This window comes from Peterkaempfera bronchialis, assembly GCF_003258605.2.
Lineage (GTDB): Bacteria > Actinomycetota > Actinomycetes > Streptomycetales > Streptomycetaceae > Peterkaempfera > Peterkaempfera bronchialis.
The window spans coordinates 2,336,578-2,361,190 of sequence record NZ_CP031264.1 but is presented as its reverse complement, the minus strand read 5'-3'; the positions used below and the strand labels follow the sequence as shown (position 1 = coordinate 2,361,190).

Sequence of the window (24,613 nt, the reverse complement as noted above, 5' to 3'; positions counted from 1 at the left end):
CGCGGCAAGTGGTCGCTCGAAGCGACTAAGGTTGGGCCCGGGGGCTTGGATCGAGCCGGTGCCGTACCCAGACTAACCCATGGGCCTCGCGGACCATTCCTGTCGCGCGAGATTTCCCGCGCACCGCCCGTTCAGCGCACGGCGGCGGGTACGGCTCGCTACAGCGGGCGGACGTTCTCCGCCTGCGGGCCCTTCTGCCCCTCGGTGACGTCGAACTCCACCCGCTGGTCCTCCGCCAGCTCCCGGTAGCCGCCGCCGACGATCGCGCTGAAGTGGACGAAGACGTCCGGCCCGCCGCCGTCCTGGGCGATGAAGCCGTACCCCTTCTCCGCGTTGAACCACTTGACCTTGCCCTCAGCCATGTCCGTTCCCTGCCTCGCTTCGCCTCTCCGGCCGCCGCTTCGACGGCCATGGCCGAGCTTAGGCGGCCGGGTACGCAATGGCCGTTATTTACGACTACCCGCCAGTAGGTGGCAGCATCGGATGCCTGTACAGCACAGACCGTGTGCGAAGTGAAGCAGGGAAGAAGGACGTCGATGGCGACGGTGCCGAGCGTGTCGAATTCGATCACTGTGCGGATGGAGCTGCCCGCCAGGGGCAACGCCGTAAGCATGATCACCACCGCTGTGGAATCCTCCGGCGGCTCGGTCACCGGTCTCGACGTCACCGCCTCCGGTCATGAGCGGCTGCGTATCGACGTCACCGTCGCCGCCTCCTCGGTCGCCCATGGCGAGGAGATCGTCGAGAAACTGCGGGCCATCGACGGGGTCTCCATCGGCAAGGTCTCCGACCGTACTTTTCTGATGCACCTCGGCGGCAAGATCGAGATGTCCGCCAAGCACCCCATCCGCAACCGTGACGACCTCTCCATGATCTACACCCCGGGCGTGGCCCGGGTCTGCATGGCCATCGCCGAGAACCCCGACGACGCCCGCCGCCTCACCATCAAGCGCAACACGGTGGCCGTGGTCACCGACGGCTCCGCAGTGCTGGGCCTGGGCAACATCGGCCCCAAGGCGGCGCTGCCGGTGATGGAGGGCAAGGCCGCGCTCTTCAAGCGGTTCGCCGGCATCGACGCCTGGCCGCTCTGCCTGGACACCCAGGACACCGACCAGATCGTGGAGATCGTCAAGGCCATCGCCCCCGGCTTCGCCGGGATCAACCTGGAGGACATCTCCGCCCCCCGCTGCTTCGAGATCGAGGCGCGGCTGCGCGAGGCGCTGGACATCCCGGTCTTCCACGACGACCAGCACGGCACCGCCATCGTGGTGCTGGCCTCCCTGATCAACGCGCTGCGGGTGATCGGCAAGGACATCGGGCGGGTCCGGGTGGTGATGTCCGGCGCGGGCGCCGCCGGTACCGCCATCCTCAAGCTGCTGCTGGCCGCCGGTGTCGAGCACGCCGTGGTCGCCGACATCCACGGGGTGATCCACCCCGGCCGCGCCGACGTGGCCGCCGACGGCGCCGAAGCGCTGCGCTGGATCGCCGAGCACACCAACCCCGAGGGCATCACCGGCACCCTCAAGGAGGCGGTGCGCGGCGCCGACGTCTTCATCGGCGTCTCCGCCCCCAATGTGCTGGACGGCGAGGACGTGGCCGCGATGGCCGAGGACGCGGTGGTCTTCGCGCTGGCCAACCCGGACCCCGAGGTGGACCCCGCGGTCGCCCGGCAGACCGCCGCGGTGGTCGCCACCGGCCGCAGCGACTTCCCCAACCAGATCAACAACGTATTGGTCTTCCCGGGTGTCTTCCGGGGCCTGCTCGACGCCCAGAGCCGCAACGTCAACACCGAGATGATGCTGGCCGCCGCCCGGGCGCTGGCCGCCAGCGTGCAGGACGACCAGCTGAACGCCAACTACATCATCCCCAGCGTCTTCCACCCGGATGTGGCGAAGACCGTGGCCGCCGCCGTGCGGGAGGCCGCACAGGCCACCGGCAGCGCGCCCGCCCATGTGCCGGCCGGCACGGTGGGCATCACCGAGGGCGGCGATGGAGTGGTCCCGGCGCTCTGACCTGCCCGCTTCGGGCGCCGGTGAGCCGCGCAACCCTTGCGACACAAGGGCAGGGGCCTGTTTGGGGTTGACCTTGCCAGGGCGTACGGTAGCCCTGCACCGGTGAGGCGTGCCGGACAAGTACGGGAACGTCCGACACGTACGGAACGTCCGCCTTGTGCATCCGGTGAGAGTCAGCCGACTGCCGTCCCCACCCCCGGGAGGGCGCGGACGGCACGTCACAGCCCCGATGGGCGGACGCTGTTCGTGTGACTCTCCCGGGTGCTGGATTGGCTTTCTCGGTGCTGGTGGGGGCAGGATTCGTTCCCGGGCAGGCGGTAGACGCGGCTTGGGACAGCGGAGCCGGACCCTTGCCCGCCGCAACGTGCGGAGCGGTGACCGGGCAGGGTGCCCCTCTCGGACCTTCCGGGACCCGCGACGCGATCAGACCACAGGAGTACACATGAACCGCAGTGAGCTGGTGGCCGCGCTCTCCGAGCGCGCCGAGGTGACGCGCAAGGACGCGGACGCCGTCCTGGCCGCCTTCGCCGAGGTCGTGGGCGACATTGTCGCCAAGGGCGACGAGAAGGTCACCATCCCCGGCTTCCTGACCTTCGAGCGCACCCACCGCGCGGCGCGCACCGCCCGTAACCCGCAGACCGGCGACCCGATCCAGATCCCGGCCGGTTACAGCGTGAAGGTCTCCGCCGGTTCCAAGCTGAAGGCTTCCGCCGCCGGCAAGTGACCCGGCCGGGGCTCTGAGCCTCACCGTACGCAGCATCCCCGGGGCCGGGGCGGGCACCTCTCCAGGAGGGCGCCCGCCCCGGCCCCGGGGCTCTGTACCCGGCTCCGCCCGGCCCCCGCGCCCGGCTCCGCCCCGCGCCCGGTGCTGCAAGCGGGTGGTTCACCCGGCGGGCCGGACGGGCCGCCGACGGCCGCCCGGGTCGCGCGGGCCGCACGGTCGGGGTGTACTCCGGAAGAGGAGCGCCAACCGACGGACGAGGGAACCGGGCCATGGAACACGCCCCCCACCCCAAACCCGCGCAGATCTTCGACCGGGACGCCGCCTGGGCCCAGCTGTCGGCCTTCGCCGCCGACCCCCGGCCCGGCCCCACCCTCGGCGTCGTCGCCGGCCGGTCGCGGCAGGGCAAGACGCTGCTGCTGGAGGCCCTCACCCGGGCGGCGGGCGGTTTCTACTTCGCCGCCCAGGAGGCCGCCGAGACCGAGTCGCTGCACCGCCTGGCCGAGGAACTCGCCCGGTACACCGGCGCTCCCCGGCCCGCCCGCCCGCTCCACTGGGACGACGCCGTGGACGCCCTCCTCGGGCTCGGCCGCCTCCAGCCCACCCCGGTGGTGCTGGACGAGTTCCCCCACCTCGTCCGGCAGAGCCCCGCCCTGCCCTCCGTGCTGCTCGCCGCCTACCGCCGCGCCCAGGACGCCCCGCAGGGCGACCGCGCCCGCACCCGCCTGTTGCTCAGCGGCAGCGACCTCCCGGTGATGCACCGGCTCTTCGGCGCCACCTCACCGCTGCACGGGCTGGCCGCCCTCCGGCTCACCGTGCCCCCGCTGGACTTCCGGCAGACCGCCGCCCTCTGGGGCGCCGCCGACCCCCGGCTCGCCGCCCTGGTGCACGCCGTCGTCGGCGGCACGCCCGCCTACCGGTACGCCTATGTCTGCGGCGACACCCCCGCCGGACCGGACGACTTCGACGACTGGGTCTGCCGTACGGTCCTCGACCCCCGGAGGCCGCTCTTCCACGAGGCCGCCCATCTGGTCGAGGAGGAGCCCGCCCTCACCGACCGGGGCGTCTGCCACTCGGTGCTGGCCGCCGTCGCCACCGGGCACACCACCCGCGGCGGCATCGCCGCCCACCTCGGTCTGCGGCTGGAGGACGTCTCCCATGCCCTGGTCCCGCTCCAGGACTGCGGCCTGCTGCACGGCCAACCGGACGCCCTGCACCCGCACCGGACGCACCTCTCCCTCACCGAGCCGCTGCTGGCCTTCGAACACGCCGTGCTCCGGCCGCACCGCTCACGGCTGGAGCAGCAGCCCGCCGCCGAGGTCTGGCGGGAACTGCGGCCCGCCTTCGACAGCCGGATCATGGCCGCCCACTTCGCCGGGCTCTGCCGCGCCTGGGCGGTCGCCCACGCCGGCCCTGGCACCTTCCCCGGCACCGTGGCCACCGCAGCCCCGGGCACCCTCACCGACCCCGCCACGGGCGCCGCCGTCACCGTCGACATCGCCGTACGCGGCCGGGCCGACCGGCGCCCCGGCGCGCTGCTCTCGCTCGGCACCGCCCGCTGGTCGGAGCCGCTGGACCTGCCGCACCTGGACCGCCTGCGGCACGCCCGCGCCCTGCTGGCCGCCCAGGGCGAGGACACCGCCGGCACCCTCCTGGCCTGCTACGGCGCCGCCGGCTTCACCCCCGCCCTGCGCGCCGCCGCCGCCCGTGGCGAAGCCCTGCTGGTGGACCTGGACCGGCTGCACCACGGTCCATGAGCCCGCTCCGCCCCGGAGAGTGGCGGGGGGCGCATGCGGCCAGGGCCCCGGACGGCGGTCCGGGGCCCTGGCGGTGGTGCGGGGGTGGGGAGGTCAGACGGCGGAGGCGGCGGCTTTGGGGAGTTCGACGCTGGCGCCGAGGGCCCGCAGCTTCTCCATGAAGTTCTCGTAGCCCCGGTTGATCAGGTCGATGCCGTGCACGGTGGAGGTGCCCTGGGCGGCGAGGGCGGCGATCAGGTACGAGAAGCCGCCGCGCAGGTCCGGGATGATCAGCTCGCCGCCGTGCAGCTTGCTGGGGCCGGAGACCACCGCGGAGTGCTGGAAGTTGCGGCGGCCGAAGCGGCAGGGGGTGCCGCCGAGGCACTCGCGGTAGAGCTGGATGTGGGCGCCCATCTGGTTGAGGGCGGAGGTGAAGCCGAGCCGCGACTCGTACACCGTCTCATGGACGATGGAGAGGCCGGTGGCCTGGGTGAGCGCCACGACCAGCGGCTGCTGCCAGTCGGTCTGGAAGCCCGGGTGGACGTCGGTCTCCAGGGCGATGGCGTTGAGCTCGCCGCCGGGGTGCCAGAAGCGGATGCCCTCGTCGTCCACCTCGAAGGCGCCGCCGACCTTCCGGAAGGTGTTGAGGAAGGTCATCATCTCCAGCTGGCGGGCGCCGTGCACATAGATGTTGCCGTGGGTGGCAAGGGCGGCGCAGGCCCAGGAGGCGGACTCCAGCCGGTCCGGCAGGGCGCGGTGGTTGTAGCCGCCGAGGCGGTCCACCCCGGTGATCACGATGGTGCGGTCGGTGCCCATGGCGATGATCGCGCCCATCTTCTGGAGTACGCAGATCAGGTCCACGATCTCCGGCTCGATGGCGGCGTTGGTGAGCTCGGTGACCCCCTCGGCCAGCACGGCGGTGAGCAGCACCTGCTCGGTGGCGCCGACGGACGGGTACGGCAGCCGGATCTTGGTGCCGCGCAGCCGCTGCGGGGCGGTGAGGTAGAGGCCCTCGGCGTTCTTGTCGACCACGGCGCCGAACTGGCGCAGCACATCCAGGTGGAAGTCGACCGGGCGGTCGCCGATGTGGCAGCCGCCGAGACCGGGGATGAAGGCATGGCCGAGCCGGTGCAGCAGCGGGCCGCAGAAGAGGATGGGGATGCGGGAGGACCCGGCGTGGGCGTCGATGTCGGCGACGTTGGCGCTCTCCACATGCGAGGGGTCGAGGATGAGCTCGCCATGCTCCTCGCCGGGGCGGACGGTGACGCCGTGCAGTTGCAGCAGGCCGCGCACGACCTTGACGTCCCGGATGTCGGGGACGTTGCGCAGGCGGCTGGGCTCGTGGCCGAGCAGGGCGGCGACCATGGCCTTGGGCACGAGGTTCTTCGCGCCTCGGACACGGATCTCGCCCTCCAGCGGGGTGCCGCCGTGGACAAGCAGGACGTCGTCGGTCATGTCTCTCGCATTCCCGGGTGTGCGGTCGGTGCGCAGGGATGGTGCTCGCGTGGGGGGAGGGCAGGCGCAGGGGGCCGTCCTCGACGGGGAGGCCGCCCGCGGGGTCTGCGAGCCCTCCACACCGTGAAGATGGTAGTCGCCATGCGGCTGGTTCCCCTGTTGCGCGGACCGCCCGAGGGATGCTTGAAACCTTCCTGGTGGGGAGAGCGCGTGTGAGGTATGTCACGGAGCCGTGCGCCGGGGGCGGTACCGGCTGCCGCGCTCCTGCCCCCGGCCGCGTCGGCTACCCGTGCGGCGCGGTCATGCGGGATCATGTCGTCCATGACCGAGGTCTCCTCGCTCACCGGACGGCTGCTCATCGCAACGCCCGCGTTGACCGACCCCAACTTCGAGCGGGCCGTGGTGCTCCTCCTCGACCATGACGAGGAAGGGTCGCTGGGGGTCGTGCTGAACCGGCCCACCGGGGTCGACGTCGCCGCCGTACTGGAGCCGTGGGCGGAGCTGGCGGGCGACCCGGCGGTGGTGTTCCAGGGCGGGCCGGTGGCGCTGGACTCCGCGCTGGCGCTGGCCGTGGTGCCGGGCGAGCCGTCCGAGGAGGACCCGCTGGGCTGGCGGCGGGTCCATGGCGCCATCGGCCTGGTGGACCTGGAGGCGCCGCCCGAGCTGCTGGCCGCCGAGCTGGGCTCGCTGCGGGTCTTCGCGGGCTACGCCGGCTGGTCGCCGGGGCAGCTGGAGGACGAGCTGATCGAGGGCGCCTGGTACGTGGTGGAGTGCGAACCCGGGGACGTCTCCTGCCCGGACCCGGACCAGCTCTGGCGCTCGGTGCTGCGCCGGCAGCGCGGCGAACTCGCCATGATGGCGACCTATCCGGACGACCCGACCATGAACTGAGCGGAACGCGCACGGCCCGCCCTGGCGTAGGGCACCTAGACTTGGGTCGTATGAGCACTCTTGAGCCCGAGCGCGGTCTCGGCACCGGCACTCTCGTCGAGCCGGCTCCCCAGGTGTCCCACGGGGACGGCGACCACGAGCGCTTTGCGCACTACGTCCAGAAGGACAAGATCATGGAGAGTGCGCTCTCCGGTTCGCCGGTGGTCGCGCTCTGCGGCAAGGTGTGGGTACCGGGCCGCGACCCCAAGAAGTACCCCGTCTGTCCGATGTGCAAGGAGATCTTCGAGTCGATGCCGCTCGGCGGCGGCGACAAGGACAAGAGCGGCAAGGGCGGCAAGGGCGGCGGCCAGGGCTGACGCCCACCGGATGGCCGTGATTGGTCGCCATGATTGGTCTATGCCAATCCGGGCCGGGCGGGGCAGGATGATCCCATGGACCTCGTACCCGCCCCCCTGGACGCCCACCGGTACGGAGACGGCAAGAGCATCGCCCTCGGGCCGGGGACCGCGCTCACAGCGGGCCCCGGCGCCGAGCAGGCCGAGCGGTGGCTGCGCGCCGAACTGAGCGCCGCCACCGGCTTCCGGCTGGCCCCGGGGGAGTGCGGGGCGGCCGACGCCGTCAGACTCGCCGTGCACCCGCTGGTCACCGAGGAACTGGGGCCCGAGGGCTACCAGATCATGGTCTCGCCCAATGGCGTGGACGTCTTCGGCGGCGGCCCGGCCGGGGTCTTCTGGGGCGCCCAGACCCTGCGCCAGCTGCTGGGACCGGACGCCTACCGCCGGGCTCCGCTGGCCGGGCGGAGCTGGCAGCTGCCCATCTGCCAGCTCCAGGACGCGCCCCGGTTCGCCTGGCGCGGCCTGCTGCTGGACGTGGCCCGCCACTTCCTGCCCAAGCACGAGGTGCTGCGCTATCTCGACCTGATGGCCGCCCACAAGCTCAATGTGCTCCAGCTGCACCTCACCGACGACCAGGGCTGGCGGATGGAGATCCGCCGCCACCCCCGGCTCACCGAGGTCGGCGGCTGGCGCGAGCGGTCCATGGTCGGCTTCCGGGCCGGCGGGCGCCGCGACGACCGGCCGCACGGCGGCCGGTACACCCAGGACGACCTGCGGGAGATCGTCGCCTATGCCGCCGAGCGGCAGATCACCGTGGTGCCCGAGATCGACATCCCCGGCCACACCCAGGCGGCCATCGCCGCCTACCCCGGACTCGGCAACACCGATGTGGTCGACACGGCCGCGCTGCGCCCGTGGACGGACTGGGGCGTCAACCCCCATGTGCTCAATGCCGAGGAGTCCACCCTGCGCTTCTTCGAGGAGGTGCTGGAGGAGGTGCTGGAGGTCTTCCCGTCCACCTTCGTCCACCTCGGCGGCGACGAGTGCCCCAAGGACGAGTGGCGGGCCAGCCCCGCCGCCCAGGCCCGCATCCGGGAGCTGGGCGTGGCCGGCGAGGAGGGGTTGCAGAGCTGGTTCGTCCGGCACTTCGACCGCTGGCTGGCGGAGCGGGGGCGGCGGCTGATCGGCTGGGACGAGATCCTGGAGGGCGGGCTGCCGCCGGGGGCGGCGGTGTCGTCCTGGCGCGGGTACGCGGGCGGCGTCACGGCGGCCCGGGCCGGGCACGACGTGGTGATGTGCCCCGAGCAGCAGGTCTATCTGGACCACCGGCAGGCCGACGGCGAGGATGAGCCGATCCCGGTCGGCTTCGTCCGCACGGTCGCCGACGTCTACCGCTTCGAACCGGTCCCGCCGCAGCTGCGCGACGACCCGGCGGCGGCCGCCCGGGTCATCGGCGCCCAGGCCAATATGTGGACCGAGATGGCCGACAGCGCCCGCGATGTGGACTACCGGCTCTTCCCCCGGCTCGCCGCCTTCGCGGAGGTGGCCTGGTCGCGGCTGCCGGCCGACCCGGCGGAGCGGGACCTGGCCGGCTTCGAGCGCCGTCTGACCGCCCATCTGGCCCGGTTGGACGCACTGGGCGTGGAGTACCGGCCGCCGACCGGGCCGCATCCATGGCAGCGGTGGCCCGGCGTGGTCGGACGCCCACTCGAAGGCCCTCCCCCTGCGGTGTGAAGCCGGCGCACGACGCGGGCGCACGACGCGTGCGTGCGATGCGAGCGGGCGCTGCGGCTGGGTGCTGAGGGTGTGATGCGGGCGTGTGATGCGGGCGTGTGATGCGGGCGTGTGATGCGGGTCGGGGAACCCCTGTGCCGGGCCGTCCGTCTGGACTGATGTGATCACTTGGGTGCCCGGTCCGTCCGGGTTGCGGCGCGTTTGGTGCGCGGCGGCGCCGCGAGCGCGCCGAAGTGCTCCCATACCCCGTAAATGATCATCGTGCATTGTGTGCCAGAGTTGCCCCGCCCGGAGGCTTTGCACGTACCGTACGGGCGGAGAAGGGGCGGCGTCTTGAGCGAGCAGAGCGCGGTGAGTACAGGGTGAACCGGACCATCATGCTGCCGGCCACGCTGGAGGAGGCCGTCGAGGCGCTGACCGCCGTCCCGGCCGCCGTGCCGGTGGCCGGCGGCACCGACCTGATGGGCGCCGTCAACGCCGGACTGCTGCGGCCCCCCGCCCTGGTCGGCCTCGGCCGGATCAGCGAGCTGCGCGGCTGGCGCTACGAGGACGGCGGCACCGCCGTCCTGGGCGCCGGGCTCACCCACGCCCGGATGGGCCGCCCCGACTTCGCCGCGCTGATCCCCGCGCTGGCCGACGCCGCCCGTACGGCCGGGCCGCCGCAGATCCGCAACTCCGGCACCCTCGGCGGCAATATCGCCACCGCCGACCCGACCGGCGACACCCTCCCGGTGCTCGCCGCCCTGGAGGCCACCGTCACCCTGGCCGGTCCGGGCGGCTCCCGTGAGATCCCGGTGAGCCACCTGCTGACCGGCCTCGACCCGATGCGCCCCGGAGAACTGCTCGGCTGGGTCCGGGTGCCGCTGCTGCACGCCCCGCAGGTCTACCTCAAGGCCACCGGCCGCAGCGGTCCGGCCCGCGCCTCCGCCTCGGTGGCCCTCGTCCTGGACCCGGCCCGGCGGGCCGTGCGCTGCGCCGTCGGGGCCGTCGCCCCGGTCCCGCTGCGGCCCCTGGAGGCCGAGGCCTGGGTCTCCGGCTGCATCGACTGGGACGGCGAACGCGGCATCGACCCGGCGGCGCTGACCGCTTTCGGCGAGTATGTCGCCGGCGCCTGCGTGCCCGAGCCGCAGGGCCTCGCCGAGCCCGGCGGGGCCGTGCCCGGAGCGGGCGACGAGACGGCCTCCCCGGGGGGGCCGCCCGCCGCCGCGCAGCGGCTGCGGCGTACCGTGTCGGTCCTGGCCCGACGTGCACTGGGGAGGGCGCTCAAGTGACGGACCACCCGACCTCCTCCGACGGGGAGGCCGTCGACGCGGAGCAGGCGTACGGCATGACGGCGGCAGGCACCCCGGAGCGGCCCTGCGCCTCGTACACGCTGCGTGTCAACGGCGGCGACCGCCCGGTGGCGGACGCCTGGATCGGCGAGAGCCTGCTCTTCGTGCTGCGTGAGCGGCTGGGGCTGGCCGGGGCCAAGGACGGCTGCGAGCAGGGCGAGTGCGGTGCCTGCTCGGTCCAGGTCGACGGTCGGCTGGTGGCCTCCTGCCTGGTCCCGGCCGCGCTGGCGGCGGGCAGCGACATCCAGACCGTGGAGGGCCTGGCGCCCGACGGCACCCCCTCCGATGTGCAGCGGGCGCTCGCCGAGAGCGGCGCCGTGCAGTGCGGCTACTGCGTACCGGGTCTGGCCATGGCCGTGCACGACCTGCTTCAGCGCAACCACCGGCCGAGCGATGTGGAGGCGCGGGCGGCGCTCTGCGGCAACCTGTGCCGGTGCACCGGCTACCGGGGCGTGCTGGAGGCCGTCCGCACGGTCGCCGAGGCCCGTACGGCGGCGGCAGCGGCGCCCGACCCGGAGCCCGCGCCCGTTCCCGAGCCTGAGCAGCAGCCCGAGCCCGAGCCGCAGCCCGCCCCCGAGGCCGCTCCGGACCCGGCCGCCGAGCCGCCGGTGTACGCCGAGATCCCGCGCCAGCAGTCCGCCGAGCCCGAGCCCCGGCAGCCGGCCGAGCCCGAGCCCGAGCACTACGCCGAACCGCAGCAGTTCAGCGAGCAGTACGCCGAGCCGCAGCGGTTCAGCGAGCACGAGCAGTTCGCCGAGCACGAGCAGTTCACGGAGACCGGGCAGTTCACGGAGACCGGGCAGTTCACGGAGACCGGGCAGTTCAGCGGGCACGAGCAGTTCTCGGAGACCGAGCAGTTCGCCGAGCACGAGCCCCAGCCGGTGCCCGCCGCGGCCGAGGTGGATCCGCTCTTCGGCCCGCTGGACGCCGTGCTGGAAGCCTCCGCCGCCCTGCCGCAGCAGCAGCAGGGGCCCGGGCCGGGGCCGGCGGTCGCGCCGTCCGGCTACGGCACCTATGCGCCGGACCCCTATGGCACCGGCGTCTACGCCGAGCAGCCCTACGGCGACGGGGCCTACCACCCCGACCCCTACCGGCAGAGCCTCGGCGCCGACAGCGCCCCCGTGCCGGTCCTCTACACGCCCGACGGCCAGGCCGCCTACGACCCCGCGCACGGCCTCGGCCCGCAGTACGGTGCACCCCCGGACCACGGGACGCCGCCGCACGGCACCCCCGCCTACGGCACCCCCCTCCAGCCTCCGGCCGGGGGGAACCCGACTCCCCAGGATGACCGCGCATGACCTCCCCCAGCGACACCGCGTCGGGCATCCCCGGCGCCGCCTCCGACCCCGGCAGCGCGGCCGGCGGCGCCCTCGGCGGGCTGTTCGGCGGCCCCCCCGCCGAACCCGCCGCCGAGACCCCCACGGAGGAGACCGCGCCCGAGCCCTTCGGCCTGGGCACGTCGCCGACTCGCGCGGACGCCCTGCCCAAGGCCCTCGGCATCTACCCGTACGCCGCCGACCTCTGGGCCGAGGGGCTGCTCTGGGGCGCCGTACTGCGCTCCCCGCACCCGCACGCCCGGATCGTCTCCGTCGACGCGTCCGGCGCGCTGGCGCTGCCCGGCGTGCACGCCGTGGTCACCGCCGCCGACCTGCCCACCGACCATGAGGGCCGGGCTGCCGGAGCCCCGCACGGCCCGGTGATCGCGGACCGCCCGGTGCTCGCCGCCGAGACGGTGCGCCACCAGGGCGAGCCGATCGCCGCCGTCGCCGCCGACCACCCCGACACGGCCCGGCTGGCCGCCGCCGCCATCGCGGTGGAGTACGAGGTGCTGGAGCCGGTCACCGACCCGGAGAAGTCCTTCCACGCCGCGCCGCTGCACCCGGACGGCAACCTCTTCCGCCATCTGCCGCTGCGGTTCGGCGACCCGGAGGCGGTCGGCGAGATCGTGGTGGAGGGCCTGTACCAGATCGGCCGTCAGGACCCGGCGCCGCTCGGCGCCGAGGCGGGCCTGGCGGTGCCCCGCCCCGACGGCGGCGTGGAACTGCATGTCGCCTCCACCGACCCGCACGGCGACCGCGACCGGGCCGCCGCCTGCCTCGGCCTGGAGCCGGACCGGGTGCGGCTGGTGGTCACCGGAGTGCCCGGCGCCACCACCGACCGCGAGGACCTGTCCTTCCTGGTCACCCTCGCCCTGCTGGCGCTGCGCACCGGCCGCCCGGTGAAGATGGCGTTCAGCCGCGAGGAGTCCTTCCACGCCCACACCCACCGCCACCCGGCGCTGCTGCGCTACCGCCACCACGCGGACGCGCTCGGCCACCTGGTCAAGGTGGAGGCGCAGATCCTGCTGGACGGCGGTGCGTACGCGGACGTCTCCAGCGAGGCGCTGGCGGCGGCCGCCGCCTTCTCGGCCGGTCCGTATGTCGTACCGCATGTCTTCGTGGACGCCTGGGCGGTGCGCACCAACAACCCGCCCGCCGGGCGGATGCGCGGCGAGGGCGCGCTGCACGCCTGCTTCGCCTATGAGTCGCAGCTGGACAAGCTGGCCGCCAAGCTGGGCGTCGACCCGCTGGAGATCCGCCGCCGCAATGCGATGGCCACCGGCGATCTGATGCCCACCGGGCAGGCGGTCACCTGCCCGGCGCCGGTCGGCGCGCTGCTGGACGCGGTCGCCGCCGAGCCGCTGCCCCCGCTGCCGGTGGACGAGCCCGACACGGAGTGGCTGCTGCCGGGCGGACCGGGCGGCGCCGGCGACCCGGCGGCGGTGCGGCGCGGTATCGGCTACGCGGTCGGCATGGTGCACATGCTCGGCGCTGAGGGCACCGACGAGGTCTCCACCGCCACGGTGCGGATCAGCGGCGAGCAGGCCACCGTGATCTGCGCGGCGGTGGATGCCGGGGAGGGGTTCGACACCCTGGCCCGGCAGATCGTCCAGGAGGTGCTGGGCGTCAGCGACGTCTGGATCGCCCCGGTCGACACCGACCAGCCGGCCGCCGGGCCCACCACCCGGGGCCGCCAGACCTGGGTGTCGGGCGGCGCCGTGGAGCGGGCCGCGCAGATGGTGCGGCACCAGCTGCTCCAGCCGATCGCCGCCAACTTCGGCATGTCCCCGGAGCTGCTCCAGATCGCCGACGGCAAGATCACCTCCTATGACGGGGTGCTCGGCATGCCGGTCAGCGAGGCGCTGGAGGGCAAGGAGCTGTGGGCCACCGCGCAGTGCCGCCCGCACCCCACCGAGCCGCTGGACGACTCCGGTCAGGGCGACGCCTTTGTCTCCATCGCCTTCTGCGCGATGCGGGCGGTGGTCGACGTCGACATCGAGCTGGGCGCCGTACGGGTGGTGGATGTGACGGTCGCCCAGGACGTGGGCCGGGCGCTCAACCCCCGGCAGATCGAGGCCCGGATCGAGGCCGGGGTCACCCAGGGCGTGGGGCTGGCGCTGCTGGAGGAGCTGCACACCGAGGACGGCCGACTGGTCAACCCCTCCTTCACCGGCTACCGGCTGCCGACCTCGCTGGACACCCCCGAGGTGCGGATCGCGGCGCTGCTTGAGGAGCGCGACGTGGTGGCGAGCTTCGGCGCGAAGGCGGTCGGGGCAGCACCCGCCGTGGTCGCCCCGGCCGCCGTCGCAGCCGCCGTCCGCGCTGCCACGGGACGGCCTGTCACCCGCCTTCCTGTCCGGCCGCAGGACGCCGTCGTCTGACATTGGGACTCCGGCGCCCTGCGGGACTTCACCACACCGATGCCCCTGGATACGCGGCCGGGCCCGCCGCGGTTCACCGCCGCCGCAGACCGGCCGGAATTCCCGGCGGAATATCCGGTGAAATGCCTGGACGAATACATGCCGGAATGCCGGTCGGCGCATGTGCGCCGACCGGCGGGGAAATCCGGGTAATCTGGAGGCCGTGACCGGAATCGAACCGGCGTAAACCGCTTTGCAGGCGGTTCCCTCAACCACTCGGGCACACGGCCGTGAAGGCGGGGGCGGGCAGCCCTCGTCGAACAGGGTGGTACGGGAGCGAGCGCGTCAGGCGCAACAGGCCGCGGTACGACACGCGGCGGGACAGCAGGCACAGGTGCAGCGCATCGTCGCGAGCGCCGTCTTCCTGTCCATCAGCTGTCTCCTGTCGTCAAGGCACTTGGCCTGGTCCGTGAATTCATCTTACGCAGTCGGAGTGGGGTCGCGTCAACATCTGCCCCGGAAATTCCGCAGAGAATTCCGGCCAGGCGGTGGCGCATTGCCGACGAGGGCCGGCCGCGCGATGCCGCTCACCCCGCCGGACGGCCTAGCAGGAAGGTGGCCACGGTGCGGCGGAACTCCTCGGGCTCGTCCACCCAGGGGTAGTGGCCGCAGCCCGCCAGGTTCACCCGCCGGGCGTCGTGGAACTGCCCGGCGACCACCGCGCCCGCCGCCACCCCGCTGGCGCCGTCCCGGTCGCCGGTCACCACCAGCACCGGCGCCTCCAGCCCGCCCAGCGCATCCGTGATGCCGCGCCGCACCGCCTCGTCCACGCCCTGCCAGAAGGCGGCCCGGGGCACCGGGTGCAGCTGCTCGCCCTCGGCGGCGGCATGCGCCTGCTGCCGCGCCTCCCACCGGCCGTAGGTGCCCGGGGCGACCCGGGTCAGCAGCCGTTTGATCTCGGCCAGCTCATGGGCGGTGGCAAGCCTCTCCAGGGCGGCCACCGCCTCCGGGTACCAGGGCTCGTCCGCGCGGCTGTGGAAGATCTGCTGGGCGTCGGTGGTCGGCCGGTCCTGGAGCCGGGTGCCGGGGGTGACCAGCACCAGGTGGCTGAGGCGTTCCGGGTGCCGGGCGGCGTACGCCTGGGCGGTCACGGCGGCGGCCGAGTGGCCCAGCAGGGCGATCCGCTCCAGGCCCAGGTGGGCGCGGAGCGCCTCCACGTCCTCGGCCAGCCGGGGGAAGGCGTACCCGGCCGGGTCCGCGCCCGCCTGCGAGTCGCCGGTGCCCCGCAGGTCCGGGATGACCAGCGGCAGATCGCGGTCCAGCCCGCCGAGGTCCTCCAGGTAGGCGGCGTCCCGACCCGGGCCGCCGGCCAGGCAGACCAGCGTCGGCGAGACCCGCTCGGGGGCCGGGCCGAGGGTCCGGTAGCAGAGCGAGGTGCCGTCGTAGGAGGGGTAGCGCGCCGTGGTCATGCACCCTCGTTTTCCCCGCCCGCGCGGCTGCGACGCCGACCCGGGGGCCCAGGACTGGAGACGGAGCAGCGACGAGTCGACGGGTCAGGAGTCAACCGGCGATTGAGGACTTACCCTAAACGGCATGACCACTGCCTCCTCGCCGCGCTCCGACCGCCTCCCCGACGATCTCCCCGGCGGCTCCGGCACAGCACCGGAGGAACCCGGCACGGCACCGGAGGAGCCCGGCACAGCACCGGAGGAGCCCGGCACAGCACCGGAGGAGCCCGGCACAGCACCGGAGGAGGAGGCGGGCGGGGTGCTCAGCGGCCCGTACCGGGCGCTCACCCTGGGCATCGTCTCGGTGGTGCTGCTGATCGCCTTCGAGGCGACCGCCGTCAACACCGCCATGCCGGTGGCGGCCCAGCGGCTGCACGGGCTGGGGCTCTACGCCTTCGCCTTCTCCGGCTACTTCACCACCAGCCTCTTCGCCATGGTGGTCTCCGGCGAGTGGTGCGACAAGCGCGGCCCGCTGGCCCCGCTCTTCACCGGCATAGCCGTCTTCGGCGGCGGGCTGCTGGTGGCCGGCACGGCCGTCAACATGTGGCTCTTCGTGGCCGGGCGGGCCATCCAGGGGCTGGGCGGCGGCCTGGTGATCGTCGCCCTGTACGTGGTGGTGGGGCGGGCCTTCCCGGAGCGGCTGCGGCCCTCGGTCTTCGCGGCGTTCTCCGCCTCCTGGGTGCTGCCCTCGATCCTCGGACCGGTGATCTCCGGGGCGGTCACCGAGCACCTGGGATGGCGCTGGGTCTTCCTGGCCATCCCGGCGTTCATCCTGCTGCCGCTGGCGGTGATGGCCCCGGCGCTGCGCCGGGCCGAGCGCGCCATGCGCGAGCGCGGCGACACGCCGCCGCCCAGCTGGGCCCTGGACCGCCGCCGGGTGCTGCTGGCGCTGGCCGTCTCGGCGGGCGCCGGGCTGCTCCAGTACGCCGGTCAGCGGCTGGACGCGGTCGCCCTGCTGCCCGCGCTGGCGGGCGCGGCGCTGCTCGGCCCGGCGGTGGTCCGGCTGCTGCCGGGCGGGACGCTCCGGGCGGCGCGCGGGCTGCCGACGGTGATCCTGCTGCGCGGTGTGGCGGCGGGGGCGTTCTTCTCCGCCGAGGCGTTCATCCCGCTGATGCTGGTCACCCAGCGGCAGCTGACGCCGACCCTGGCCGGGCTCTCCCTCACCAGCGGCGGTCTGAGCTGGGCGCTGGGCTCCTGGTTGCAGGGCCGTCCATGGGCGGACCGGCACCGCCATGGGCTGATCCAGGCCGGGTTCGTCCTGACCGCGGTGGCCATCGGGGGCGCCGCGCTGGCGCTGGTCCCGGCGGTGCCGCCGGTGGTGGTGGCCGCCGCCTGGGCGGTCGGCGGCGGCGGGATGGGGTTGGCCATCGCCTCGGTCAGCGTGCTGATGATGAACCTCTCCGCCCCCGACGAGGCCGGCGCCAACTCGGCCTCGCTCCAGGTCAGCGACGCCCTCGGCAACATCCTGCTGGTCGGCTTGGCCGGGGTGCTCTTCTCCGCCCTCGGCGGTGCCGCGGTGAGCCATGGCACCACCGGCTCGGGGACCGGCTCCACCTCCGGCTTCGCCGTGATCTTCGCCGTGATGACCGTCGTCGCCCTGCTCGGCGCCGCCGTCGCCGGGCGCACCCGCCCGGCGGCGGACGCCCCCGGCGCACCGGCCACCGCATAGTCCGCCCGCGCGCCCCCGCACGGCGGCTGCCCTGCGTCCGCCTTCGCCAGGCCGGTAGTCTGAGCGGGCCGCCCGACCGCCGAATGGCCGGGTGTTCTGCGCTGACCTGCGGCGATGCCCGACAAACCCCTCGGAGACCGTGAGTACCGCAACCACTTCCCACCATCTCTCCCCGGCCTTCCCCGGACGCGCCCCCTGGGGCACGGCGGGGAAGCTCCGCGCCTGGCAGCAGGGGGCCCTCGACAAGTACATCGAGACGCAGCCGCGCGACTTCCTGGCGGTCGCCACACCCGGCGCCGGCAAGACGACCTTCGCGCTGACGCTGGCGTCGTACCTGCTCCACAACCACCTGGTGCAGCAGATCACGGTGGTCGCCCCGACCGAGCACCTGAAGAAGCAGTGGGCCGAGGCCGCCGCCCGGATAGGGATCAGGCTGGACCCGGCCTACTCCTCGGGTCCGCTCTCCCGCGACTACCACGGCATCGTGGTCACCTACGCGGGCGTCGGCGTCAACCCGATGCTGCACCGCAACCGCACCGAGGGCCGCAAGACCCTGGTGATCATGGACGAGATCCACCACGCGGGCGACTCCAAGTCCTGGGGCGAGGCGTGCTTCGAGGCGTTCGAACCGGCGACCCGGCGGCTGGCGCTCACCGGCACGCCCTTCCGCTCGGACACCAACCCCATCCCGTTCGTCTGCTACGAGGCCGGCGGCGACGGCATCCGCAAGAGCGTCGCCGACTACACCTACGGCTACGGGCACGCGCTGGCCGACCATGTGGTGCGACCGGTGATCTTCCTCTCGTACAGCGGCAACATGCGCTGGCGCACCAAGGCCGGGGACGAGGTCGAGGCTCGCCTCGGCGAGCCCATGACCAAGGACGCCATCGCCCAGGCGTGGCGCACCGCGCTGGCCCCCCAGGGCGAGTGGATGCCCAATGTGCTGCGCGCCGCCGACCGGCGGCTCACCGAGGTCCGCAAGGCCATCCCGGACGCCGGCGGCCTGGTCATCGCCACCGACCAGACGGCCGCCCGCGCCTACGCCAAGATGATCCGCGAACTCACCGGGCACAAGGCCACCCTGGTGCTCTCCGACGAGACCGAGGCATCGCAGCGGATCACCGACTTCTCGGAGAGCGACGAGCGGTGGATGGTCGCGGTCCGGATGGTCTCCGAGGGCGTCGACGTGCCGCGCCTCGCGGTGGGCGTCTACGCCACCTCCATCTCCACGCCGCTCTTCTTCGCGCAGGCGGTGGGGCGGTTCGTCCGGGCCCGCAAGCGGGGCGAGACCGCGTCGGTCTTCCTGCCGTCGGTGCCGATGCTGCTGGGCTTCGCCAATGAGATGGAGCTGCAGCGGGACCATGTGCTGGACCGGCCCAAGAAGGAGAGCGACGGCCTCTTCGACGAGGAGGACGCGCTGGTCGCCCAGGCCAACCAGGCCAAGGACGAGCCGGACGGCGAGCAGGACGGGCTCTCCTTCGAGGCGCTGGAGTCGGACGCGGTCTTCGACCGGGTGCTGTACAACGCCATGGAGTTCGGCATGCAGGCCCACCCGGGGAGCGAAGAGGAGGAGGAGTACCTCGGCATCCCCGGGCTGCTGGAGCCGGACCAGGTGCAGATGCTGCTCCAGAAGCGGCAGCACCGGCAGATCCAGCGCAGCAAGGGCAAGCCCCCCGAGGACGCCGATCTGCTGGAGCTGCCCGCCGACAAGCGGCCGGTCGTCACCCACCAGGAGCTCCGCGAGCTGCGCAAGGAGCTCAACGGCCTGGTCGGCGCCTGGCACCACCGCACCGGCCAGCCGCACGGCACCATCCACAACGAGCTGCGCCGCGTCTGCGGCGGGCCGCTGACGGCGCAGGCCACCGCCGGGCAGCTCAAGGCCAGGATCGCCAAGATCCAGGAGTGGGCGACCCGGGCCGGGTGAGCACCGCTCAGAACGGCACTGTGCCCGCTGTGCCCGCTCCCCGGTGGGAGCGGGCACAGCGGGCACGGAGGCGTCTCAGCGGGCGGCCCCGGCGGCCAGCGGCGCCGGACGGCGGCCCGCCCGGACCAGGGCGGTGGCGATCAGCACATCCAGCAGGTCGCCGTAGGACAGCCCCGCCACCTCGAAGATCTGCGGGTACTGGGAGGCCGCGGTGAAGCCGGGGAAGGTGTTGACCTCGTTGACCACCGGCTCCGTGCCGCCGCGCAGGAAGAAGTCCACCCGGATCAGCCCGGCGCAGCCCAGGGTCTCGAAGACGCCCATCGCCAGCCGCTGGAGCTCGGCGGTGATCCCCTCGTCCAGCCGCGCCGGTATCTCGAACCGGGTCGCCGCGTCCTGGTACTTGGCCTCGTAGTCGAAGAACCGCTGTCCGCCGCCCACCCGGATCTCCAGCGGCGGGCCCGCCTCCAGCCGCCCGTCCGGGTGCTCCAGCACCGCGATGTCCACCTCGCGGCCGAGCACCGCCTCCTCCACCAGCACCTTGGAGTCCGACTCCCGGGCCAGTGCCACCGCCGCGTCCAGCTCCTCCCAGCGCTCCACCCGGCTGACGCCCAGGCTCGACCCGGCGCGGGCGGGCTTGACGAAGGCGGGGAGCCCCAGCCGCTGCTGCTCGTCCGGCGGCAGCGCGCAGTCCGGCCCGCAGAGCAGCGCCGAGGCGGCCACCGGCAGCCCGGAGGCGGCCAGCAGCCGCTTGGTGACGTCCTTGTCCATGGCGACGGCGCTCGCCGCGACCCCGTTGCCGACGTACGGCACGCCCAGCACCTCCAGCAGGCCCTGGACCGTGCCGTCCTCCCCGTACGGCCCGTGCAGCGCAGGCAGGACCATGTCGGCGGTGCCCAGCGCGGGCGCGGCCTCGGTGAGGGACTGCCACGCGGGTACGTCTGCGGCCGGCGTGAGCCGTACCAGGTCCGCGACCCCGTAGGTGCCGGCGGGGAGGGCGCGGGGGCCGACCACCCACTCGCCTGCGGCGGTGATCCGCACCGGCCGGACCGCGTACCGCTCCCGGTCCAGGTGGGTGACCACGCCTGCCGCCGAGGCGCAGGAGACGTCGTGCTCCCCGCTGCGGCCGCCGAAGACCACGGCGACCTCCATCCTTCCGTCCCGCTCAGTCACGGACGCTGTCCTCCTCGTCGATTCGGCCGGCCGGGGCCGGCAGGTAGCGGCGCGGCACCCGGGGGCCGACGCCGGTGAGTATCTCGTGGGGGTTGGTGGCGGCCCAGTCGGCCCAGTCGGCGGCGGTGGGCTCGCCCCGGTCGCCGGGGCCGAAGACCACCACCTCCTCGCCGATGGCGACGGCGGCGTCCCCCGAGTCCACCACGCACTGGTCCATGGCGATCCGCCCGGCCACCGGCCGCCGGTCGCCCGCGACCCACATCCGGGCCCGGCCGCCGGCCGCCCGGGGCACCCCGTCGGCGAAGCCCACCGGCACCAGCAGCAGGCCGGTGGGCCGCCCGGTGGTGTACTCATGCCCGTAGGAGACGCCCTCCCCGGCGGGCACCCGGCGGGCCATGATGGCCCGCGCCCGCAGGGTCATCGCCGGGCGCAGGCCGTACTGCTGCCCGTGCACCGGTTCCACCCCGTACAGCCCGATGCCCGCCCGTACCAGGTCGTAGCGGGTGCGTGGACTGGCCAGCCCGGCCCCCGAGTTGGCCAGGTGGAGCAGGTCCGGCCGCAGCCCGGCCCGGTGGGCGAGTGCGACGGCGGCCTCGAAGGCCCGTATCTGCTCATCCGTGCCGGGGTGGTCCGGCCGGTCGGCGTGCACCAGGTGCGACCAGAGTCCGCGCACCCGCAGCAGCCCCTGCCGCTCGAAGGTCCGCGCGGCCTCGACCAGCAGCGGCCAGTCGGCAGGCGAGGCGCCACCGCGATGCAGCCCGGTGTCGACCTTGAGATGGACGGCGGCCGGGAGCCCGGCCCGCTCGGCCGAGGCGGCGAGGCCGGCCAGGTGGGCCAGCGACGGGACCGCCAGGTCGACCTCGGCCCGCAGCGCCGGGGTGAAGTCCTCGCCGGGCAGGTGCATCCAGCTGAGCATCGGCGCGTCGATACCGGCCTCGCGCAGCCGCAGCGCCTCCGCCGTGGAGGTCACGCCCAGCCAGCTCGCGCCGTGCGCCAGCGCGGTGCGCGCGACCGGCAGGGCGCCATGCCCGAACCCGTCGGCCTTCACCACCGCCATCAGCGCCGCCGAACCGGCGTGCTCGGCCAGCACCGCCGTGTTGCGGGCGATGGCGCCGAGGTCCACGACCGCCTCCGCGTACGCCGATCCCGCCCCCGGGTCGTCCGCCGCCGGATCCGCCGGTGTCGGCCTCGCCTCGTCCACTGCGGTACCGCGCATACGCGCCCCCCTCTGCCGTCCCTGCCGATGGCACACCTGTGCCCGTAAGGTTCTACCTTCACATGAGCAGCAGTGAGCTCGATGTGAGCACACATGCTCACATGGATCTCACGTCTTCCCTGGTCCACGGCCTGTCGGGGGCCTCCTCCGCCGGTGGCACGGCAGTGCCGGTGCGGTCCATCTCACACCAGGGGGAGTGAGTGCACCGTGAGTGCCCGCGCCCGCCAACGCCCCCTGCCCGCCCCCGCCCGCGCCTCGCGTCCTGGCCGCGACACCCCCCACCGCATACTGGGTGAGGCCGCTCGCGCGGCCGTACGAACAGGGAGAAGCATGCGGATACTGGTCGTCGAGGATGAGGAGATGCTGGCCGGCGCCATTGCCGAGGGCCTGCGCCAGGAGACCTTCGCCGTGGACGTGGTCCACGACGGGGCGGCGGCCCTGGAGCGGCTGGCCGTCCACCAGTATGACGTGATGGTCCTCGACCGCGACCTGCCGCTGGTCCACGGCGACGAGGTGTGCCGCCGCACCGCCGAGGCCGGGGGCGAGGTCCGCATCCTGATGCTCACCGTCTCCACCACCGTCGCGGAGCGGGTCGCCGGGCTCAGCCTGGGCGCCGACGACTACCTGGCCAAGCCCTTCGCCTTCGCCGAACTCGTCGCCCGCATCAGGGCGCTGGGCCGCCGCTCCCGGCCCGCCGCGCCGCCGGTGCTGGAGCGGTCCGGCATCCGGCTGGACCCGCACCACCGCGAGACCTACCGCGACGGCCGGCACATCGCCCTCTCTCGCAAGGAGTTCGCCGTCCTGGAGGAGCTGCTGCGGGCGGAGGGCGCCCCGGTCTCCGCCGAGGACCTGCTGGAGCGGGTCTGGGACGAGAACGTCGACCCGTTCACCACCATCGTCCGGGTCACCATCCGCTCACTCCGCCGCAAGCTGGGCGACCCCACCCCGGTGGAGACCGTCACCGGCGTCGGATACCGCGTGCCATGAGCGGGTCCGCCGACCGCCGGCCGCTGTGGGACGGCAGCCTCCGGCGGCACCTCACCCTCGTCTACGGCCTGATGTTCTTCACCGCCGCCGCCGCGGTGCTCGCCGTCTCGCTGGTGCTGGTGATCAACTCCATGCACTACAGCATGGACCTGGCCTTCGACAGCTACACCGGAGGCCCGCAGGCGCCCCCGGAGGTGCGGATCTACCTCGCGGAGCGGCATGCCGGGGACGAGGCCACCAAGCGGGTCATCCTCGCCTCCATGCAGCGGAACCTGCTGCTCAAGGGCACCCTGGCGGCGCTCTGCGTGGGCGTGGTGGCCACCACCGCCGGCTGGCTGGTGGCCGGTCGGCTGCTCCGCCCGCTCAGCCTGATCAGCTCCACCGCCGAGCGGATCGCCGGACACACCCTGCACCGCAGGATCGACCTGGAGGCGCCGCCGGGCGAGGTGAAGACCCTCGCCGACTCCTTCGACCGCATGCTGGACCGGCTCGACCAGGCGTTCGCCGGTCAGGACCGCTTCATCGCCAACGCCGCCCATGAGCTGAAGACCCCGATCGCGCTCAACCGCACCCTGGTCGAAGTGGCCATGAGCCGCCCCGACGCACCGCCCGAGGTGCTGCGGCTCGGCGAGAACCTGCTCGCGGTCAGCGTCCGCCATGAGCGCCTGATCGACGCGCTGCTCACCCTGGCCCGCGCCGACGACTCCCTCACCGAACGGCTTCCGCTGGACCTCGCCGACCTGGCCCGCGCCGTCATCGAGGCGGCCGGACCGGAGGCCCGCCGCCACGGCATCAGCTTCGACGCGGTGCTCGCCCCGGCGCGCGCCATCGGCGACCCGCTGCTGCTGGAGCAGGCGGTACGCAACCTGGTCGACAACGCGGTCCGCTACAACGCCCCCGCCGATGGCCGAATCCGGGTGGAGACCGGCCGCGGCCGCGACGGCGCCCAGGTCACCGTGGCCAACACCGGCCCGGTCGTCTCCCCGCATGAGATCCCGGTGCTCTTCGCCCCCTTCCGCCGCCTCACCGACCGGGTCGGCTCCGCCCGGGGCAGCGGGCTCGGCCTCTCCATCGTCCGTGCGGTCGCCCATGCTCACGGCGGCTCCGCCGACGCCCGGCCGCGCCCCGGCGGCGGCCTGGAGGTGCGGCTCGCGGTGCCCGCAGTACCCCCCGCGCCACCCCGCCGGAACGGCTGACGGCGGCGGAGGCGCGTGTCCGTACGTGTCCGAACTCCGGACCAGGCCCCCTTCAGAGGACACGGGATGGTCTCGACAGCGCGCCGATTCGAGCGGGATGTCCATGAACGTCCCCTCGTTAGATCTCGATCTTGACCGAATTTTGGACAACCACTTCCGCTGAGTGCTCCCGGCTCACTACCTTTCGTGCACGCTTCCGCGAGGAAGCGTCGCGGGGCCGACGCCGCCGACGACGCCGTCGCCGGCCTCTGCGCGTCCGACCCCGAGACCGGCACCCGTCGGGACCGGTGACCGCCGCGGAAAGGATCGCGCGTCGTGACCGCTGAGACCTCGCAGACCCTGGACCGCGGAGTGAGGGTCCTCAAACTCCTCGCGGACTCGGAGCGCGGCCTGACGGTGACCGAGCTGGCCGGCCGGCTCAGCGTCAACCGCACCGTGGTCTACCGGCTGCTCGCCACCCTGGAGCAGCACGGACTGGTCCGGCGCGACATCGGCGGCCGGGCCCGGGTCGGCCTCGGCGTGCTGCGGCTCGCCCACCGCGTCCACCCGCTGCTGCGCGAGGCCGCGCTGCCCGCGCTGCGCAGCCTCGCCGAGGACCTCGGCGCCACCGCGCACCTCACCCTGGTGGACGGCAGCGAGGCGCTGGCGGTCGCCGTCGTCGAGCCCAGCTGGACCGACTTCCATGTGGCGTACCGGACCGGCCTGCGGCACGCCCTGGGCGACAGCGCCGCCGGGCGGGCCATCCTCGCCGCCCGCAGCCACGGCAACGGCCACCGCCCCGACCCCGGCTTTGTCATCACCCGCGCCGAGGAGCAGTCCGGGGCGTGCGGCGCCGCCGCCGCCCTGGTGGGGCTGAGCGGCATCGAGGGCAGCGTCGGCGTGGTGATGCTCAGCGGGCTGGTGCCGGAGCGGGTGGGTCCCCGGGTGGTGGAGGCCGCCACCGAGGTCGCCGACGCCCTGCGCTGACCCCCGGCCGACCCGCCGGCGCGGGCCCGCCGGACCCGGCCCCGTACGGCGTGCCGGGCGGGACCGGTGCGCACGCCGGCACC

General features: G+C 74.0%; 18 protein-coding genes, 1 tRNA gene and 1 pseudogene. 14 read left to right on the top strand and 6 right to left on the bottom strand.

Annotation, left to right across the window (positions count from 1 at the left end; all coding sequences use genetic code 11):
- Positions 1-158: 158 nt before the first annotated feature.
- A complete protein-coding gene (locus C7M71_RS10335; RefSeq protein ID WP_111491712.1) occupies positions 159-362 on the bottom strand; it encodes a cold-shock protein in 204 nt (67 codons plus the stop codon).
- 174 nt (positions 363-536) lie between these two features.
- Between C7M71_RS10335 and C7M71_RS10330 the strand changes: the two genes are divergently transcribed.
- The 3 genes from C7M71_RS10330 to C7M71_RS10320 all read left to right on the top strand — a co-directional run bounded on the left by C7M71_RS10330 (position 537) and on the right by C7M71_RS10320 (position 4,490).
- Entirely contained in the window at positions 537-2,012 is a 1,476-nt protein-coding gene (locus C7M71_RS10330) for an NAD-dependent malic enzyme (RefSeq protein ID WP_111491711.1), read from the top strand.
- A gap of 442 nt (positions 2,013-2,454) precedes the next feature.
- A complete protein-coding gene (locus tag C7M71_RS10325) occupies positions 2,455-2,736 on the top strand; it encodes an HU family DNA-binding protein (protein WP_111491710.1) in 282 nt (93 codons plus the stop codon).
- 269 nt (positions 2,737-3,005) lie between these two features.
- Positions 3,006-4,490, top strand: coding sequence for an AAA family ATPase (locus C7M71_RS10320; protein ID WP_111491709.1), 1,485 nt, complete (start codon positions 3,006-3,008; stop codon positions 4,488-4,490).
- A 93-nt stretch (positions 4,491-4,583) separates the two neighbouring features.
- On the opposite strand, the gene murA is transcribed toward C7M71_RS10320, so the two are convergent.
- Positions 4,584-5,924 (bottom strand): UDP-N-acetylglucosamine 1-carboxyvinyltransferase, encoded by a 1,341-nt coding sequence (gene murA, locus C7M71_RS10315; protein WP_111491708.1) that lies wholly within the window; start codon positions 5,922-5,924, stop codon positions 4,584-4,586.
- 312 nt (positions 5,925-6,236) lie between these two features.
- On the opposite strand from murA, the gene C7M71_RS10310 reads away from it, so the two are divergent.
- The 6 genes and pseudogenes from C7M71_RS10310 (at position 6,237) to C7M71_RS10285 (ending at position 13,915) form a co-directional block, all read left to right on the top strand.
- Complete coding sequence (locus C7M71_RS10310) at positions 6,237-6,815, top strand: YqgE/AlgH family protein (RefSeq protein ID WP_111491707.1); 579 nt, start codon at positions 6,237-6,239, stop codon at positions 6,813-6,815.
- Between the two features lie 50 nt (positions 6,816-6,865).
- The gene (locus C7M71_RS10305; RefSeq protein WP_111491706.1) at positions 6,866-7,171 is read left to right on the top strand and encodes a DUF3039 domain-containing protein; all 306 of its coding nucleotides are present in this window, start codon (positions 6,866-6,868) and stop codon (positions 7,169-7,171) included.
- Between the two features lie 75 nt (positions 7,172-7,246).
- Complete coding sequence (locus C7M71_RS10300; protein WP_111491705.1) at positions 7,247-8,884, top strand: beta-N-acetylhexosaminidase; 1,638 nt, start codon at positions 7,247-7,249, stop codon at positions 8,882-8,884.
- A 377-nt stretch (positions 8,885-9,261) separates the two neighbouring features.
- Positions 9,262-10,155, top strand: coding sequence for an FAD binding domain-containing protein (locus C7M71_RS10295; RefSeq protein ID WP_175607789.1), 894 nt, complete (start codon positions 9,262-9,264; stop codon positions 10,153-10,155).
- A gap of 74 nt (positions 10,156-10,229) precedes the next feature.
- Positions 10,230-10,728 (top strand): annotated as a pseudogene (locus tag C7M71_RS10290) ((2Fe-2S)-binding protein); the annotation flags it as partial.
- 781 nt (positions 10,729-11,509) lie between these two features.
- Positions 11,510-13,915, top strand: a complete 2,406-nt coding sequence (locus C7M71_RS10285) for a xanthine dehydrogenase family protein molybdopterin-binding subunit (RefSeq protein ID WP_111491704.1) — start codon at positions 11,510-11,512, stop codon at positions 13,913-13,915.
- 194 nt (positions 13,916-14,109) lie between these two features.
- On the opposite strand, the gene C7M71_RS10280 is transcribed toward C7M71_RS10285, so the two are convergent.
- A tRNA-Cys gene (locus tag C7M71_RS10280) sits at positions 14,110-14,184 on the bottom strand.
- 297 nt (positions 14,185-14,481) lie between these two features.
- On the bottom strand, positions 14,482-15,363 hold the full coding sequence (locus tag C7M71_RS10275) for an alpha/beta fold hydrolase (protein ID WP_111491703.1): 882 nt from the start codon (positions 15,361-15,363) through the stop codon (positions 14,482-14,484).
- A gap of 124 nt (positions 15,364-15,487) precedes the next feature.
- Here C7M71_RS10275 and C7M71_RS10270 point away from each other — a divergent pair, with 124 nt between their 5' ends.
- Both C7M71_RS10270 and C7M71_RS10265 read left to right on the top strand, forming a co-directional pair.
- A complete protein-coding gene (locus C7M71_RS10270; protein ID WP_175607662.1) occupies positions 15,488-17,071 on the top strand; it encodes an MFS transporter in 1,584 nt (527 codons plus the stop codon).
- Positions 17,072-17,210: 139 nt separating this feature from the next.
- Positions 17,211-18,995: a DEAD/DEAH box helicase gene (locus tag C7M71_RS10265; protein WP_111491902.1), complete on the top strand. Its 1,785-nt coding sequence runs from the start codon at positions 17,211-17,213 to the stop codon at positions 18,993-18,995.
- 75 nt (positions 18,996-19,070) lie between these two features.
- On the opposite strand, the gene C7M71_RS10260 is transcribed toward C7M71_RS10265, so the two are convergent.
- Complete coding sequence (locus tag C7M71_RS10260) at positions 19,071-20,144, bottom strand: D-alanine--D-alanine ligase family protein (protein WP_111491903.1); 1,074 nt, start codon at positions 20,142-20,144, stop codon at positions 19,071-19,073.
- Positions 20,145-20,157: 13 nt separating this feature from the next.
- Positions 20,158-21,381, bottom strand: coding sequence for an alanine racemase (alr, locus tag C7M71_RS10255; protein ID WP_111491904.1), 1,224 nt, complete (start codon positions 21,379-21,381; stop codon positions 20,158-20,160).
- Between the two features lie 330 nt (positions 21,382-21,711).
- Here alr and C7M71_RS10250 point away from each other — a divergent pair, with 330 nt between their 5' ends.
- From C7M71_RS10250 to C7M71_RS10240, 3 genes are all read left to right on the top strand, one after another.
- The gene (locus C7M71_RS10250) at positions 21,712-22,368 is read left to right on the top strand and encodes a response regulator transcription factor (protein ID WP_111491905.1); all 657 of its coding nucleotides are present in this window, start codon (positions 21,712-21,714) and stop codon (positions 22,366-22,368) included.
- On the top strand, positions 22,365-23,564 hold the full coding sequence (locus C7M71_RS10245) for a sensor histidine kinase (RefSeq protein WP_111491906.1): 1,200 nt from the start codon (positions 22,365-22,367) through the stop codon (positions 23,562-23,564). Before C7M71_RS10250 ends, C7M71_RS10245 begins: the two co-directional genes overlap by 4 nt.
- Before the next feature lie 315 nt (positions 23,565-23,879).
- Positions 23,880-24,530 carry an IclR family transcriptional regulator gene (locus tag C7M71_RS10240; protein WP_111491907.1) on the top strand — a complete coding sequence of 217 codons (651 nt, stop codon included), beginning with the start codon at positions 23,880-23,882 and terminating at the stop codon, positions 24,528-24,530.
- Positions 24,531-24,613: the final 83 nt, after the last annotated feature.

Coding starts and splice junctions, on each gene's coding strand:
- C7M71_RS10335 (WP_111491712.1), bottom strand. CDS start 362: ATGGCTGAGGGCAAGGTCAAGTGGTTCAACGCGGAGAAGGGGTACGGC.
- C7M71_RS10330 (WP_111491711.1), top strand. CDS start 537: ATGGCGACGGTGCCGAGCGTGTCGAATTCGATCACTGTGCGGATGGAG.
- C7M71_RS10325 (WP_111491710.1), top strand. CDS start 2,455: ATGAACCGCAGTGAGCTGGTGGCCGCGCTCTCCGAGCGCGCCGAGGTG.
- C7M71_RS10320 (WP_111491709.1), top strand. CDS start 3,006: ATGGAACACGCCCCCCACCCCAAACCCGCGCAGATCTTCGACCGGGAC.
- murA (WP_111491708.1), bottom strand. CDS start 5,924: ATGACCGACGACGTCCTGCTTGTCCACGGCGGCACCCCGCTGGAGGGC.
- C7M71_RS10310 (WP_111491707.1), top strand. CDS start 6,237: ATGTCGTCCATGACCGAGGTCTCCTCGCTCACCGGACGGCTGCTCATC.
- C7M71_RS10305 (WP_111491706.1), top strand. CDS start 6,866: ATGAGCACTCTTGAGCCCGAGCGCGGTCTCGGCACCGGCACTCTCGTC.
- C7M71_RS10300 (WP_111491705.1), top strand. CDS start 7,247: ATGGACCTCGTACCCGCCCCCCTGGACGCCCACCGGTACGGAGACGGC.
- C7M71_RS10295 (WP_175607789.1), top strand. CDS start 9,262: ATGCTGCCGGCCACGCTGGAGGAGGCCGTCGAGGCGCTGACCGCCGTC.
- C7M71_RS10285 (WP_111491704.1), top strand. CDS start 11,510: ATGACCTCCCCCAGCGACACCGCGTCGGGCATCCCCGGCGCCGCCTCC.
- C7M71_RS10275 (WP_111491703.1), bottom strand. CDS start 15,363: ATGACCACGGCGCGCTACCCCTCCTACGACGGCACCTCGCTCTGCTAC.
- C7M71_RS10270 (WP_175607662.1), top strand. CDS start 15,488: ATGACCACTGCCTCCTCGCCGCGCTCCGACCGCCTCCCCGACGATCTC.
- C7M71_RS10260 (WP_111491903.1), bottom strand. CDS start 20,144: ATGGAGGTCGCCGTGGTCTTCGGCGGCCGCAGCGGGGAGCACGACGTC.
- alr (WP_111491904.1), bottom strand. CDS start 21,381: ATGCGCGGTACCGCAGTGGACGAGGCGAGGCCGACACCGGCGGATCCG.
- C7M71_RS10250 (WP_111491905.1), top strand. CDS start 21,712: ATGCGGATACTGGTCGTCGAGGATGAGGAGATGCTGGCCGGCGCCATT.
- C7M71_RS10245 (WP_111491906.1), top strand. CDS start 22,365: ATGAGCGGGTCCGCCGACCGCCGGCCGCTGTGGGACGGCAGCCTCCGG.